Genomic DNA, 15,913 nt, shown 5'->3' with positions numbered 1-15,913 from the left:
ATTCAGAACTTATGCTTTTCTAGTTACAACCTCATTTTAATAGGAGAACGTTTATACGTTATAATTTGCCCCTCCTTCAAGTTCTTTAGAAGAGAAGAAATAAATTGCATAAAATAAAGTATTTTTTATGAAGTTTTACCAAAAGTTTCTACTGGGTATTTTATTAATATTTGCACTTTTTGCTTTAAACGTCTTTGTACAAGCATTAAAGCCCTCTAGCCTTATTTCACTGGCTTTAAGAGCTTTTAGCATAGTTGCAGGAGGAATTTATTTTACCATAATATTCTCTGACGGAGTAAGGGAAGTCCTAGAAAGGAGAAAAGCTGGTACCTTACCTGCTAGTGCGATAATAATTCCTAACATTATAAAATACATAGGCTACATTCTGGTTTTCATAGGAGTGTTAGCAACTTTCGGAGTGACGTCTGCAGAAGCGTTGGCAGGAGGTACTTTTGCTGGCTTAGTTTTCGGCTTGGCTTTACAGCCCGTTTTGGAAAACCTCTTCGCAGGCATTCTTATAATTTCTACCGGATTTATTTCAATAGGAGACCATATAAGGATTTTAAACTCTCAAATTCCTTACATGGCTGCAAATTTGCCTCCTTATAAGTACTTCTCCAGGGAGTATTTTGAACAAGGCTTGGAAGGTACGGTTATTGAAATAGATTTGTTTTACTCAAGGCTTATCTTGGAGAACGGTAGAGAGTATAGAATTCCCAACTCCCTCCTGCTAAAGTCTTCTGTAATTGACTATACTTCTAAGCTCTCTAAGAAATTATATGTTAGTATAAGAGTTGAGTTTCCTTTAGATAAAATAAATTTGAATACAATTGAGGAAGAAGTTAAGGAAGCATTAAAAGATTTTGAAATAGAGGAAGGACCGTATTTAAGTGAGCAAAGCGATAAAGAACACGTTATAATATCGTTAAGAATATCCGCTGATGTAAATAATTGGAAAAAGGCTAAGTCTGAAGCATTAAAGAGAATTTTAGCTTTAAGGCATAAAATAGTTAAAGAGCAACCAGCGTAGAAATTATTGTAGCTCACGAATCTTCGTTTTAATAAGCCGTGAAGTTTTATTTTATCTTTTTATTATTATTATTTATTTTAAACATCTAGGCAAAAATAGCTAAAAGATGCTGATCATAAATTCTGAGTCCTTCCTCTGGAGGGTTCCCTCAGTGCGGTTTACCGCCTTTATTCTCATCACTTCATAACTGGTGGGTGATGACACCACTCCATTCGTCCAGCGGTAGACCGCGGGCTGTGCCTTCAACCAATTACCCCTCGCTCCAAGCTCCTAGGAACTCGAGGATATGTAGGCTTCACCTATGCGGGGACACTCATAGAGACCGCGCCCACCATTGTGGGCTTCCCTGCTTAGTTCCACAAAAACTTTAAAGTATTCCAGTGTTTAAATAGCTTTACCCCGTCCCCTAGAAGGGACTAGGCTTGTCGTTCATTTTATCAGTGATTAAAAAATTCTATTTAACTTTCTTTTCCAACTCCTCAACCTTCTCTTCAATCTCTTCTACTTTGAGATTAATGGCTAAGAACTGCTCATTATTTAAAGTTTCCAGACTTTATTTATAAGTGTGAAAATAGTAACCTGGAACGTTAATGGTTTAAAGGCAATAACTAGGAAAGGCTCCCTAGACGAAGTCTTAAAATATGACGTTGTTATGTTACAAGAAATAAGGACTTCCGACTTACCTTTAGACTTGTTATTCTCTGGACTCACAATAGAGTCTTTCTCCGCAAAGAAGAAAGGATATAGCGGTGTTATGACATTAACGCGTTATAAACCAATAAACGTAATAAAAGGCTTAAACGTTGAAGAGTTTGACGAAGAAGGCAGAGTTTTAACCTTAGAGTTTGATAAGCTATTTCTAGTTAACTCTTATTTTCCTAGAGCTGGGGACGAACTAAAGAGGTTAGATTTCAAGATAAAGTTCGATAAGGCCATGGAGGAATTCATGACTAAGTTGAGAGAAAGAAAGCCCGTAATTATTTGCGGTGACTTCAACGCTGTAAGAGATAAGAAGGATTCATCTTTTTGGGACGAGAAGGAACCGGCTTTAACTCCTCAAGAGAGGGAATGGTTAAATCACGTGGTTAATGACCTAGGATTTATAGATGCTTACAAACTAGTTAATCCTAATAAGAATGAATTTACTTGGAGAAGCTACAGGTTTAAATGGAAGGCAATGAGAATTGATTACTGTCTAGTTTCCTCTGAGTTAAAGAATGAAATTAAGAATTGTGAAGTGTTAAAGATTGAAGGATCTGATCATTATCCATTACTCTTAGAGCTTAACATTGAGAGACCATAATTTCCTGAATTATTCTTATTAATATCATCTTTTTTTTAATCATAATCTATCATAATAGGATCCACTGTCTCGTAAACTCCTCCTTTCTTCTTTTTTATTGATAAGGGATTCTAAATTATATATAGATAGATAGTTAGTTAGTAATCCTGCAATAAATAGTGAGTTATTAAACGGAATAGCTAATAGGGCTACATGTCAGCTCCGTGCCGTTGGGCTCCCATGACCCACTTGTGCATACACTCGATATGTCCAGAAAAACGTAAGTTACGAGAGATCTTTCCAGTTCTCCTCAACCCAATTATAACAGCGTAGATTTAGTAAATTTTTAAGTAATTAGATTTAATTTTCTCTGTCAAAAATATCTTTCAACCTTAGGTCTAGGATTAATAAATAGCGCTTTACTTGCCCGCTGGTAATTTATTTACCCAAGTTTTATTTCTTACTGACCTTCATTATTCTCGAGATCACGTAATTAATCCCTTCAATAGTGAGTACTCCTACAAGGACTGGATGCAAAATATAAATTGGCGAAACTCTTTCTAAAACTCCCAGAAAAGTTGCCAAAATTGATGGAGGATGCTCTATATTTAGGATTAACTCTATACCATAAGCTATTATTGATGCTAAGACAGCTATAAAGATGCTTGAACTAAAAAGCGCAAAAATTATTCCTATAGTCGCGGAAAGCAGATAGGAGGATATTACCACAAGGCTCCTTTGAAACTTCCAGGCTGGGTCTGGAAGCTTAGTTGCTGCAGTAGCTAAAAAGGGAGGTAAGATAAATGCGACGTGAGTGTCCACTGAAGCTATAGTAATTACCGTAACTGAGATTGAAAGGTTTAAAAATGCAAATAGTTTGTATTTCCTACCTAACTCCATGACGAAAAATATTAACCATCAAAATTTATGGTTTACTTACGAATTTATGAAGTTGAATTGATAAATTATAACCCGCTTTAACAGCGATGTCCCACCAATAATCTATCCTTCTGTTATCAATGGGTTGCAGCCAGACCTGCCTTTTTTCCACCCCAAGATATTCTACCATTTTCTTAACTTCATTAATGTCGTCCTCCCACATTACTGGAAACTTTAGATAATAGAACTTATCCTTGTTTGTCAATTTTTCTACGTTTTTCTTTAAAACCTCTACTCTATATTTTACCCCGGCATTGGACAACTTTGGAGATATGCTGAAATAATCAACATAATCCACGAAAGTGTCCTTTAGCACCACCGTTCCATTAGTTTCAACAAGAATCTCGCTCCCTTTGCTCTTAGCCCTGGTAAGGAAATTCTTTAGAATATCTTGATATAACGTAGGCTCTCCGCCCGTTAGAATTATAAAATCATCGAATACGTCCAACTCTTCTAGAATTTTCGGCTTGCCGTAGTAGGAATACTTTGTATCACACCACGAACACCTCAAATTACAACCGAAGAATCTAATAAAGAGTGCCCTCCTACCAGAAAAAGGGCCTTCACCTTGTAAGCTTACGAATATCTCGCTAATTGGTAACATTTGGTAGAGGAAAGTTTTTGATAATAAAAAGTCTTCCTTTTTAGCTCACAAAATAATAATACCCATGTGTTTTAAGGTTAAAAAGGTAAGTAAATATAGTTTCATTTTTACGTTAGATTTGGGTAAAAGTATATTTAATGACTTTCTCTATCTTGAGTTATGAATTTAAAAAATCAATTTGTATACATTCTAGGAGTATTAATTCTAGCTTCAATAGCAGCACAAATATACATAGCTTGTAAGCATGATAACGAGGAAATGAAGGTTATAGTGATAAATAACGGGACTGGATATATTGGAGATCCTCCAGCAAGTTTAGGAAATGGTGAAGACTACCTAATAAACCCAGTTTTCCCTGCACATACCATAGCTAGCCAGTACGCTTACGTAACTTACGGTAATGGAAGAGTATTCATAGGCGGATTTTATTTATCCGGCAACGGATATTTAGCAGGTGCAAAAGGTGCAGCAGTGGTTTCATCAATGTTAGCCTATCAACCTTTAACATCTTATGATTACTATTTATATATTACAGCACCTTCCTGCATTAACGTTGGAGGTGCGGTTAAAACTGACTCGGCTACGGTAATGTTCTTAGCCTCAATGTTAGGCCAAGAGTCTTCATTAAATAAGTCAATGTACTTCTTAGGCGACGTTGGACTAGAAGGTTACATGTATTCAACAGGAGTAGTTTACCAAAGGATAGTACAATTATACAACGGAGGAATATACTATCTAGTAGTTCCTAAAATGATGGCATTAGCTGAAGGCAAGAATTACCAAATGGCTCAGGAGTTTGCATTACAGCACCACGAGGTTTTACTTACAGTTTGTTCAATACCTCAAATGTATCAAATGGAAACTTCAGAACCATTACCTCAGCCGGTAGGTTATTTAGATTTGCAATATAACGCTTCTGCAGGATATCAATATTTGTGTTCGCTTTACAAAGAATTAAATTCGTCAGTAAGTAATCAGACAGTAAAAGAAGAGGCATTAAGCTGTTGGCTAAAAGCAGAAGGCTTAGCAGAGGAAGGTGATTATTATGCGTTTTACTTCTATCCAAATCCTGCAGTTAATGCAATAGCATTACTTTACTCTCAAAATCCTTCGTTTAATCTAGATGAAGAAGTTTGCAAGGCAGTAGATTGTGCAGGGAATAATTTATGGAGAATAGAAACTGCTGCAGAGGCAGCATATTTAGCTCAAGGTAATTTAACTGATAAAATACTTGCTGATGCTTGGGCTGCACTGAGTTTATCAATTACTTCAGGACCAACAATAACCCCGTTAGGATTATATGAAGGAGTTTACAATGCTTACGTTATAGACATTTATGCTGCTGAATACTACGATGCAGTAACAGGATCAAAGGCAGGTAACTTGACGCTTCTAACTGACGTATTTGATAACCATAATTTAATTTACGACTACGGCTTCTTCGCAAACTATTACGCAATGCTGGCAATAAACTTCCGCAACTACTTCTTACATCAGTTAAACTCCACTGCATTGCAGGAAGTTGAGAATTCAATATGTAATTACATGGTTCATGAAGACCAGATCCTTGAAAACGCTGCTGCATACTATGACGGTCCTTCAGTCGTAGGGTATATAATGATGATTTACGGAATGGAAAACCACAACTTATGTTACTTATACTACGCAATGCCTTTCATCAGAATGACAATGAACATGGAACAATTGACGTGGTATAATGTGGATTGAAAAAGGAAAAATTTTAATTTTTTACAATAAATAATTCCTCTTTTTATTAAGCTCTAGTTATTTTTACATCTCTCACTAAGACGTATGGAGAAAGTACTGGGATTCTAGAATCCCACCACTTTACTAGGTATCTCTCTTTAGATACTTCTTCTATATTCCCTATTATATTAGGGATGCTGTCTGCAATTCTCAACCTTCCCGCTACTCCTTCCACGTTGCCATTCTTATAAACAATTATAGCATCCCTGCCTACTGTGGAGAAATTCCCTTCAACATAGTTTTGAAACCTAGTATACCAATTATTATTAAAGAATATTACATTCCCAGAAAGTAGCGAGTCCTTGCCAACGTCACCTTCATCAACTTCTAATGTCCAAGGGATAGGATTTACCCACCCTGCATTTCCAGTGGATTCAAGGTTCATTGTTTCCGCAACCTCGTTGTTTAGCAAAGGAGTTTTGAAAACTCCGTGATCTATGATCTTTTTATTCTTAGTAAAAGTTGCCTCCATGTCAAATTCTACTGCGTTTGGCATGTCAGCTTTGGGAACGTCAGAGAAAGTAAATTTCTCGCTTGCTATCTTATCCTCGGGTTTATATCTAGAAAATATTGAGTTCCCCATCATTATTGATAGTCCAGAAGACATACGAGCAAGATAATTCATTAGGTTTCCAAAAACTAAAGGAGAAAGAACTACGTTGTAAACCCCGTCATCTACTTCAGCTTTTTTAGTAATTGACGCCATTTCGCAAGCAGTGTTAATGCTTTCCTTTATTGTAGACTCTGAGTAGGTAGAAGAGGCAAAAGCCCATTGACCGGTGAATTCCCCATTAAAAGTTCTAAAGTAACCGTCTATCGAATTCCTCGCATCGCTACCAGAAAAACCCTTGGAAGTTGATAAAGAGACTGTACTCCTTGTAATGTTTACTATTCCTGAGATTGGGTACTTTGAATTAAGGACTAGCGAAATTACATCTTCAGGATTTTCCCTCATTTTTTCTATTTTATCATCTAATTTAACGAACTTATATTCCCCAGTATTTTCAGAAATTTTAGGTGAAAGCATAGGTTCTTCCATTACATTTATTACGTTAGAAAAGTTAAGATCCGGATCTTTTCCTTCCATTATAATGTATTTATTACCTTTCTTAAGCAGAACGTAAGAAACTTCGTCATCTAATCTTTGAATAGCTGAGACTTTCCCATTAACAAATTTTATTACAGTAACTTCCCTTTTAGTTTTGAAAATTGCGTGCTCATCAAACCCTCGCATTTACATCACCTTAACTCTCACGTTTCTTAACCTTAAGTCTGGACCTCCTAGCCAAACAGGAATAGCTTGATCTGGATCTCCTTTACCGCAAATTCCTGCGTAGAACTTTAACTCTCTATCAGCGGCATCTACTGCAGGAAGGAACTCCGTAGTTTTCCCTTCTAGCACTGGGAAAAGTAATGGATCTCCTATTTCTCTGTTTTTTATCTCATAAGCCTCAAGACCTACATACCTCTCTCCAAGTCTCATATCGTCTATGTTCCACTCCATATAGCTCTTAAAGTATACTCCTTCCTTTACGTCTTCAATTAGTTCTTTAAAGCTCATGTCTCCAGGCTGGAAGAAAGTGTTTGACATCCTTATTATAGGTTCTCTATCAAAGCTCATTGCCCTAGCAGAGCCGTTACTTTTGGTTTTAAACTTAGGTGAAGAAAACCTATCTTGGAGTAACTCGTTGATCTCTCCGTCTTTTATTAGGTATTTTGCTCTTGCCTTGACTCCTTCGTCGTCTATTAGAAAGAATCCATTACTGTTAGGCAAGGTAGGGTCGTCTATTACACTGACAGCGTTACTACCTATCTTTCTGGTATTAATATCTTTCAAGTAACTTAAGCCAGCTTGTGCACCTTCTCTACCTAAAACCCTGTCTGCCTCAAAAGGATGTCCAACAGACTCGTGAGCCATTATCCCAGCTAATAGGGAACTTAATACGATGTCAGTTCTACCTTCTCTAGGCGTTTTACCTTTAGTTAAGACCCTATCAACTTCTTTCATCTTTTCCTCAAGCTTATCTCCTATTTTCCAGCTATCTAACAATTCCAATCCACCGCTGGCACCGAATTCATCGGAATGAACGGTGACAGTTTTATCCATATATTTTAATACGAAAGAATATACTACATTTATTCTAGGTACAAAACCTTCAACTTTTGAACCGTCTTTAAACATTATCCTTTTCTCCTCTACAGATTCAGAATATAATATGTTAAAATTTACTAATTTAGATTTTATATCTAAGCTTTTCACTCTCTCGTAGAGGTCTTTAAAATATTTTATTTTCTCGTCAATTGGAACCAAGTCGAATGGCTTTATTTGCTTAACTTCATATTTACCAGAGAATACTTCCTCATCTTCCAATTCCTCCCAGCCTTCTCCTTGAATTTTCTTTAGCTCTAAGTTCTCTGGATCTGATGAGGAAGAAAAGTAAAGAATTCCTTTGTCGTAAGCTCTAATAGAATATCCTGCGTAAGTTTCCCTAGTTACTCCTAAGAGTTGTCCATTCATTAAAAATATCGACGAAAAATCGTTCTTATGATACCTAGCCTAAGAATCGAACTTCTTTACAACTTTTTCTAAGTCCATAATTCCATTGTGCTTCTTTCCTATTTATCGGTTACCATAAACTCACGCTTCCTTTATTATGTTCTCTCTTCTTTATTTCATTAGCAATTTCGATTAATCTCTCCGGTCCTATGCTGTCTTCAGAATTGGGCGGATCTTCTAAGACTCCTACTAAACCGGCTCTAGATATCCCAAAGTCCTTTATCCTTTCTATCGCTTTTCTGGCATCCTTTTCAGTAAATTTATTCTTAACTTCGTAAGCTATGAAAGGCTTTCCTTTCTTTAATAAAACTACGTCAATATCTCCCTGAGGTATGTAAGCTAATTCTGCATTATAATATTCAGCTAGCATTTCGCCTATAGAAAATTGTATTTCCTTAGAAATAGGGTAAGTCAAATCTACAATTTTATTACCCTTTTCAGAAACCTTATATTTAGCCTCGGCATAAAAAGTCACGCTCATTATTGGTGAGTCCAAATCATGATACCACTCACTACCTTTTCCTCCTTTGTATACCCTTATTTTCTTTATTAACCCCACTTTAAATAATGTATCCAGATAAGAAGAAGCCTTTGACGGATTAATATCCATCCCTGCTTGCAACTTAGCAGATATCATTGAAGAATTCCACATACCTTCTGCAACTTCTAATAAAATAGCCTCATAAGTTTGCGTCAGTTTTCTATCTTCTTCCTGAAAGATTTCTCCTATTAACCCTTTTGTAATATAATAGAAGGATTGAGGATTCCTTTCTATGTCACTCCAGTCTGAAGCGTGTTCAATTATCCAAGGGTCTCTAAATAGTAACGCCTTATAAGGGTCTTTAACGCTAGCAAGTGCGTCACTGAACTTTATTATTCCCATTTTATAAGGTATTACGTAGCCTAAAAGAGGGCTATTCCTATCAATAACTTTACTGAGTACTCCTAAAGAACTAGCTAGAAGTATTAATGTACCGTTGGGATAAACAGTAGCTAATAAATCTAGATATTTTTCTGGAAGCCTCTGGAATTCGTCTAGTATTATTTTCTTTCCTTCCTTGAGTAGCGATATAATTTTATTTATACCATCATCCAATGGAATCTCATCGTTTTCATGAATAATGTTTAAAGTTCTTGATATTAAATAATAATCATCGTATTCTAAACACCTCGTTGCTAGGTAAGTTTTACCTACTTTTCTTCTACCATAGATTAACCTCCATCCTTTCAAGTTTCTTATCTCTTCGCATTCTCTTCTTTCTATTTCAAACATATATTCACGAATATATATTCGGGAATATAAGAATATTTAGTGCAGTTTAAAGAGGGAGTAAGCTAAAATTATTTCCTAACTAGTAGAAAATTACAAGTATATCGTATTCATAGCTAAGACCATTAAAGTGTGCCCAACTATTTTGAGTAAAACGTGGGGATTTTTGTTAACTTGATAACACTCTTATAAGAGTTATTAAATACGTCGAATTTGATGATGATCTATGAAAAGTTTCAAATAATTTAAATTGTTGGATACACTCAAATTCTATTCTATAAGTCCAAAATTTAATATATGAAAATAAGATTTATATTAGATTTAAATTAAATATTTACCATAAAAATTTCATTTTACTTAGATAATTAGTCAATATCAATTTTCATTTCTATGCTATGACAAATACCTTTTCCTCCTCTACGTCTCAAAAGATTCTTCTTTTTATCAGATAGCCATTCACTTACTCGTTTTAAGTTATTTCATTTTTCCTTAAATTCATTAAACAAAATATTTTGCCCACCTATATTGTAAAATAGTTTAGTTGAACCAATTTTTGACAATTAGAAAGGCAAAGAAAAGTTTATTAGAATATATTCATATAGAGAACACATGGAAAACTCAGTGAGCGTCTTCATGATTCTAGTAGCTACATTAATCATAGGACTAATTATATTTGCATTAGCTTCCACATACTCTGCAGTTGTAACTGGCAATGCTTCCATTTCCAGCTATGCCAGTTCAGTCGCCCAAGGGCTTTACATAAGTACAACATGCCCAGTCGTTTCGGGCAATACTTATTCCATAGTTATAGTGCCTAGTGATTTTAACTATAATGGTACAATTTATCTAACAGCAATAGCAGTAAACCCCTCACTTTACGGAAGTAACGTAATATCACCATATCAAGCGTGTCCCGGAGTTAATGTTCAAATTAATGGTAGTAGTGGTAAAGTGGAAAATGTAATACTTTACACTACTTGCCTCAAAAAGCTTTACTGTGGAGAAGCCCAAATTTGGGAAAGTACAATTGGTTCTCCCCAAATTGTTACCGTACCTAAATGTCATGACGCAGTTGTTTGGATTTTCATTCAAACTCAAAAAGGACTAGTGGAGGTGGGTTACGCATGGGTAAAAGAGTGAAGGGTCTGTCTGAAGTAATCGGTTTCATAATCTTGTTAATAATAGCTTTAGCAATTCTAGTACCACTAGGATTTTACTTAACCTCACTCCCAACAAAGCAGGAACAAGCACAAGAGAATGCTGAAAGTTACAAAGCCCTAGCGGCTCAACAAATCTCTGAGTTCCAGCCAGTGTATAATCCACAATCGCCTTCACCGGTGCTACCGCCAGTCTACCTTACTTACACTGACGGAAGCTTGTACTTCATTTTAACCAGCTCAAAGAACCCGCCGATACCCGTAGTAGTTAAGGCGTATTTAATAGAATATGGAAATAATTGGTTGGTAGAGAAGACTAATCTAGTAGTAACTTCTACTACAGTTAACTCTACTTACGCTAATACATATAAAGCGATAGAAATACCATTGACCTCAATTTATAAGTTAAATCCCGCAAACATTAAAGCCGTAGCTATACTGACTAATTTAGGCAACATAATTTACGCTTACCCACCAACTTATATACCATTACCTAGTGTTAAACCAGAAGCAATTTTCATTTCGACCAACACCCTTTCAATTTGCATATTAAAAAACCCCAAGTTCGAACTAATTTGTAAATGCCTATACTTAATCGATTTAGCTAAACAACTAGGTACAAATACTCTGACTTTCTGGCTATCTTCATTTTCATATCTTACTGCGCCTCCAGGACGTGATTATTTGAAGCTAGACCTCAGTTGGTATGGGCCAATTGCCTTTTGCGGATCTTCATCCTCATGTTTAGCTAAATTCGAAGGCTACTTTAACGGCAGTTTCTCTCATGCATATATTAAGATTGACGGAAATATATCTAATGCCTACTTCATAGTTCCACGCTCTACATTTCCTACATTACTTTTAACTCAGAGAAATGTAATAATTAACGGTATCGCCCAAAATATAATATTCACAGATAGCCTTGTTAACAACGCGTGTATTATAAACGCTACTAACATTAATATATGTGTCGGATCTCCATCTTGCTTAGTTATTAAAGACGCTGTCAACGCAAATCTACATATTACTAACTCTACTGGTTGTATTGTATTCAATGGTACTTTTAAAGGCTACGTTTACGGGGTTTATGAACAAAAGTCTGGCAAAGGTATATCAATAAGTGGTTGTATAGACAACGGCTCGCTAATTGGAAATATTACTAGCATCAAGTTAACTTCAGGAGAAGGGATTAATGGGTGTATCGCTTCTGCACACGAAATTAAGATAAATTCCGCAACAATTAGCGGTAGTATTGCAAGTGGTAAAATAGAAGCATGTGAAACGGAAGGCGAGATTGAATTGGGCGAACTTGCTAACGGGAAAGTAGTAGTTGAAGGGGCTAATGGATACGTTACTACGTCTCAGAATACTATAGTAAAATTCTTACCAAATCCAAATTCATTCTTAGATAAGACGTCAGTGAGATTATTCAGCGGAATTATAGACGGTAAATTAAACTTTATTAATGATTGCTTAGAACTTTGCAACCTATTAAGTCCAGTTATAATATCAATACCACCAAGTGCTTTAAACATGGACGATAATAATGGTTACATTAAGACATTGGGTTATGTTATAACGCCGATAAAGATTAGATTTTCTCTTCAATTAGTCAATCCGACTAATGTAACTGAAGTTTTCACTCAAATGCCAATAGCGATAAAAGTTTCTGCAGATTTCCAGCCTAATAGTTTGTTTACCCATAATTGCTTCTTAGGTTCTACAACTGTGCAACTTTCACCACCGCTTGTGTTACAACCATTTAGCAGCGAAAATCAAACCTTCACAGTATCAATTCCCGTTACTTTGATAAACAAACCACAAATACAAAACCTCAAATCTCCATGCATCAACTGTTTCCAAATACAATACATCGAATTAACTATAGGACTGCGTTCAACATCAGGGTATACGTTTACAACAACTATACTAGTAACGCCTAACCAGATAATAACTTATCCACAAACCTAAACCTTTTTTTATTTCTTCTCAACTAACGCATGAAGTGAAGATTTTTTTTATAGAAATGTTAAACCCCAAACTCTAATCTTAATACCAACTATTCGTCTGACTTCCTCCCCGTCAGCGAGGGTTCCCCTCATCGATTCGGAGCTACATCTGGTGGGCAGTCGAGAGGGTCAGAGACCCCCTCCCATTTAAATTCATGATAGCAATAACATCACGATCGTTCTCATAACCACACGAGGGACAGTGAAAATACCTATAAGCAATCTCAATCATCTTCTTGCCACACTTTGGACAGGAAACGGAAGAGTACTTGGGATTAACATACTTAACAATCATTCCGTGTTTTCTGGCTTGCCACTCTATCCAGTATTGAATACGACGATATTGCATCAAATACAGTCTATCGCGAAACTCACTTGATAGCTTATTAACGTTCCTGATGAGGTTCTTAAGGTTCTCCAACTTTATAACGTTGGCACCCAAATCCTCAGCAAACTCAATGGTCCATCTGCTAACTTTCCTAGCAAAATCCTCTATGATTCGTTTAGCCTTTTGATGAAAAGAGCGTATTCTGTGTAGAATTCTCCTATTTTGTCCCCACCTCTTAGAATACTTCTTTTGCAAATTCTCAGCCAATGTCTTGAAGTGGTGAGCGTCGTGAAGGCGAGTGGGAATCCTAACATAGTGACTATCGTCCTTATCAACGACAATATCGCTCATGTTTACGTCTATGGCAACACTACCTTTGGGTTCTATCTTAACTTTTGGTTTCTCAAAAACCACCTGAGGAAAGCCTTGCCATCCTTAATTGTTAGCCTAGCTTCTTTCATCTCCCATGCTAAGTAGTCCTTTAGATTTCTAGGATAACCTAGTATTGGCAGTTTGCCAACACCTGCAATCTTAACTGTCATTCTATCTAAGTCTGCAGTATAACTTGCCTTTGGTGTTAGCCATACAGTGGGCTTATAAACTCTTGGAAACCTACCCTTTCTAGAATTGTTATGCCAAACTCTTGTATGTTGCCAGGGCATTACGATAGCAGTCCTCAGCAACCTTTGATGGTAGATTATAATCCTCCTTCAGCTTTTCATACAATCCCTCGTGCACTTTAGAAAGTGTGTCCTTTTCTTCGGGGTTTTTCACGTTTTCTTTCATCCAGTACAGTGCAAAACGGAGTGCTTTTACGTATCTATCAACTAAGGCTAGGAGAGAGTCAGATATGCCAATATTCATCGCAACTGTTGCTCTTATTGGGTTACGTGACCCCCTCCTAGCCATTGAATATTGGCAGGAAAAGAAGTTTTTAAATCTATAAGGGGGCTATCCATTGGCGAGGCTTTCCGCCCCCTTAACCCCCAGTTTTGTAAACTCACGGTTTATTTACGAGCTTGTGAAGTTGTATTGATAAATTATAAACTTTATTTGCTTAACCTCATACTTACCGGGATAAATTTCCTCATCTTCTAGTTCCTCTCAGCCCGGGTTTTCTCTAGCGTAGTCGAGAAGGAGAAATACTCCGTTGTCATAACTGAATATCCAGCGTAGGTCTCCCATTTATTTCCCAATTCTTGTGATACCTAGCCTCTAAAAAAGAATTGAACAACTTTTTCTAAGTTTTATTCTCCCCTCTTATCCGTTACCCTCGCGTGAACTATTGTTGGAATTCCATTCTTCACCTTCTCCTTTCCCCTCATCAGTGCTTCCTCAACTTCACTAGGCCTCTCCACGTACTCATAATACCCTCCTACGCTTTCTATCGTTTTGGGCAAGTCGTCAATATCAATTTCAGCCCCAGGGAAGCTCTCGAATTTCTCCCCGGGATAAACTTCCTTTACTGCCCTCTCTACTGCCTTCCAGCTTTTGTTGTCAAATATCACCACGAGTACTGGGAACTTTTTAACCACGTAATAGAAAGCAGTAGGAACTCCAAATATGAAGGAGCCGTCGCCAACCGTTATTACGACGTCTTTCCCAGTAGCCATTTTATAACCTACTCCTGCCCCTAGAGCCCAACCTAAATGACCAAACGCTGGGTCTCCAAAATACGAGTTGAAGGAGTTAAACTCTGCATATCTGGGGTTTAAATCGTACTCATTGAACACAGTCCACTTCAATTTCCCTATTTCATATGATAAATAGTCTGGGTGAATTTTCTTCTCGTCAGCTAATTTCCTTATCCTCTCCTTCTTTTCCTCCCTTTGCTTCTCTATCATCTCCTCCACGTCTTTCTCTAACTTCCTCTCCACTCTTAGTTTGTTAAAGAACTCGTCGACTGATGATTGTACACAAAGATCACACGGAAACTCGTAATAAGGAATGTATGAGTATGAAGGATCAACGTCGACTTTTATTACTTTAGCGTCTACGTCTGTAAAGCGGGGTATCCAAGGTACTTCAGTCTCGACTTCAATTATTAAGTCAGCCTCCCTTAAGTCTAAGTGATCTAAAGCCATCTTACCGTTTGAAGGGTAGTTAACTCTCTCGCCCACGTAGTTTAAGACGGGGATGTTTGCAGTTTCAGCAAACTCCTTTAGTGAGTTAAACCAACTTTCCTTCCTCCCGGCTCTCCAAGTTATCATTACCGGTCTTGAAGCCTTTAATATCATTTCCTTCGCCTTCTCGAGTACACTGTCAGGGACTCCAGGATAGAAGGGCTCCATTTTCACTTCCTTTTCCTCAACTCTTGCCACGCTGATTTCCCTAGGTATCGCCAAGTAAACTGGACCTTGTGGCTCGCTTAAGGCTATCTGTATTGCCCTAGATATTGCTGCAGGTACTTGAGAAGGATCTCTTATTTCAAACTTCCATTTCACGTATTTTACTAACTCCTCTTGGTTTGCATCTTGAGTCCAGTGGATCCTTAAAGACCTACTCGCTGTGCTCCCTTTATCAGTGTAAGGGCTTTTTCCTGCGATGACGAGCAAAGGTATCCTTGAAGTGTAGGCGTCAGCAATTATTCCCAAGGAGTTTAAAGTACCGGGAACAGTGTGAACCATTAGAACTCCTAGCTTTCCTGATAAGGAATAACCTAATGCTGCACTTGCTGCAGTGATTTCATGGGGGACTACCACGAATTCTGGGCTCTTTAATTTAAGCTCTGCTTTGATAAACGCTGGATAATCTGTACCAGATACTATGAATACCTTGTCAGTGTACCTTGAAATTACCCTGAGGATAAACTCTGCCGTGTCCATGTGTATTAAGTGTCTCGTGGTTAAATAAAGGTGATGAGCGTCTGTGACGCGGGCTCTTCTTAAGGAGACCGTTATAATACAATATCTCTTATCCCTTTATAACGTCTTCCACAGATATTACTCTCTCCTCGTTACTTCAAAGGGA

General features: G+C 37.1%; 10 protein-coding genes and 2 pseudogenes. 5 read left to right on the top strand and 7 right to left on the bottom strand.

Going from position 1 to position 15,913, the window contains the following annotated elements; all coding sequences use genetic code 11:
• Positions 1-127 precede the first annotated feature (127 nt).
• Positions 128-1,030, top strand: a complete 903-nt coding sequence (locus tag D1867_RS11035; protein ID WP_155864180.1) for a mechanosensitive ion channel family protein — start codon at positions 128-130, stop codon at positions 1,028-1,030.
• 565 nt (positions 1,031-1,595) lie between these two features.
• Positions 1,596-2,333, top strand: coding sequence for an exodeoxyribonuclease III (locus tag D1867_RS11030; protein WP_338078047.1), 738 nt, complete (start codon positions 1,596-1,598; stop codon positions 2,331-2,333).
• 432 nt (positions 2,334-2,765) lie between these two features.
• Here D1867_RS11030 and D1867_RS11025 read toward each other — a convergent pair whose 3' ends face one another.
• Both D1867_RS11025 and D1867_RS11020 read right to left on the bottom strand, forming a co-directional pair.
• On the bottom strand, positions 2,766-3,212 hold the full coding sequence (locus D1867_RS11025; protein ID WP_155864179.1) for an HPP family protein: 447 nt from the start codon (positions 3,210-3,212) through the stop codon (positions 2,766-2,768).
• A 25-nt stretch (positions 3,213-3,237) separates the two neighbouring features.
• Positions 3,238-3,855 carry a 7-carboxy-7-deazaguanine synthase QueE gene (locus tag D1867_RS11020; protein ID WP_155864178.1) on the bottom strand — a complete coding sequence of 206 codons (618 nt, stop codon included), beginning with the start codon at positions 3,853-3,855 and terminating at the stop codon, positions 3,238-3,240.
• 159 nt (positions 3,856-4,014) lie between these two features.
• Between D1867_RS11020 and D1867_RS11015 the strand changes: the two genes are divergently transcribed.
• Positions 4,015-5,583 carry a serine protease gene (locus D1867_RS11015; RefSeq protein WP_155864177.1) on the top strand — a complete coding sequence of 523 codons (1,569 nt, stop codon included), beginning with the start codon at positions 4,015-4,017 and terminating at the stop codon, positions 5,581-5,583.
• A 46-nt stretch (positions 5,584-5,629) separates the two neighbouring features.
• Here the strand turns inward: D1867_RS11015 and D1867_RS11010 are convergent, their stop codons facing one another.
• From D1867_RS11010 to D1867_RS11000, 3 genes and pseudogenes are all read right to left on the bottom strand, one after another.
• Positions 5,630-6,856, bottom strand: a complete 1,227-nt coding sequence (locus tag D1867_RS11010) for a metallopeptidase TldD-related protein (RefSeq protein WP_155864176.1) — start codon at positions 6,854-6,856, stop codon at positions 5,630-5,632.
• Positions 6,857-8,176: pseudogene (locus D1867_RS11005) on the bottom strand (TldD/PmbA family protein); the annotation flags it as partial.
• A gap of 73 nt (positions 8,177-8,249) precedes the next feature.
• Complete coding sequence (locus D1867_RS11000; protein ID WP_155864174.1) at positions 8,250-9,452, bottom strand: AAA family ATPase; 1,203 nt, start codon at positions 9,450-9,452, stop codon at positions 8,250-8,252.
• 606 nt (positions 9,453-10,058) lie between these two features.
• Between D1867_RS11000 and D1867_RS10995 the strand changes: the two genes are divergently transcribed.
• Positions 10,059-10,589: a hypothetical protein gene (locus D1867_RS10995; protein WP_155864173.1), complete on the top strand. Its 531-nt coding sequence runs from the start codon at positions 10,059-10,061 to the stop codon at positions 10,587-10,589.
• Positions 10,574-12,577, top strand: a complete 2,004-nt coding sequence (locus D1867_RS10990) for a hypothetical protein (RefSeq protein WP_155864172.1) — start codon at positions 10,574-10,576, stop codon at positions 12,575-12,577. The genes D1867_RS10995 and D1867_RS10990 overlap by 16 nt, the downstream gene beginning before the upstream one ends.
• Positions 12,578-12,718: 141 nt before the next feature.
• On the opposite strand, the pseudogene D1867_RS10985 reads toward D1867_RS10990, so the two are convergent.
• Positions 12,719-13,852, bottom strand: a pseudogene (locus tag D1867_RS10985) (RNA-guided endonuclease TnpB family protein).
• A 338-nt stretch (positions 13,853-14,190) separates the two neighbouring features.
• A complete protein-coding gene (locus D1867_RS10980; protein WP_155864171.1) occupies positions 14,191-15,768 on the bottom strand; it encodes a thiamine pyrophosphate-requiring protein in 1,578 nt (525 codons plus the stop codon).
• Positions 15,769-15,913: the final 145 nt, after the last annotated feature.

The sequence above is a fragment of the Acidianus infernus genome, from assembly GCF_009729545.1.
GTDB classification, from domain to species: domain Archaea; phylum Thermoproteota; class Thermoprotei_A; order Sulfolobales; family Sulfolobaceae; genus Acidianus; species Acidianus infernus.
Note: the sequence above shows the minus strand (reverse complement) of the source record. Positions and strands in the feature narration are given on the sequence as shown.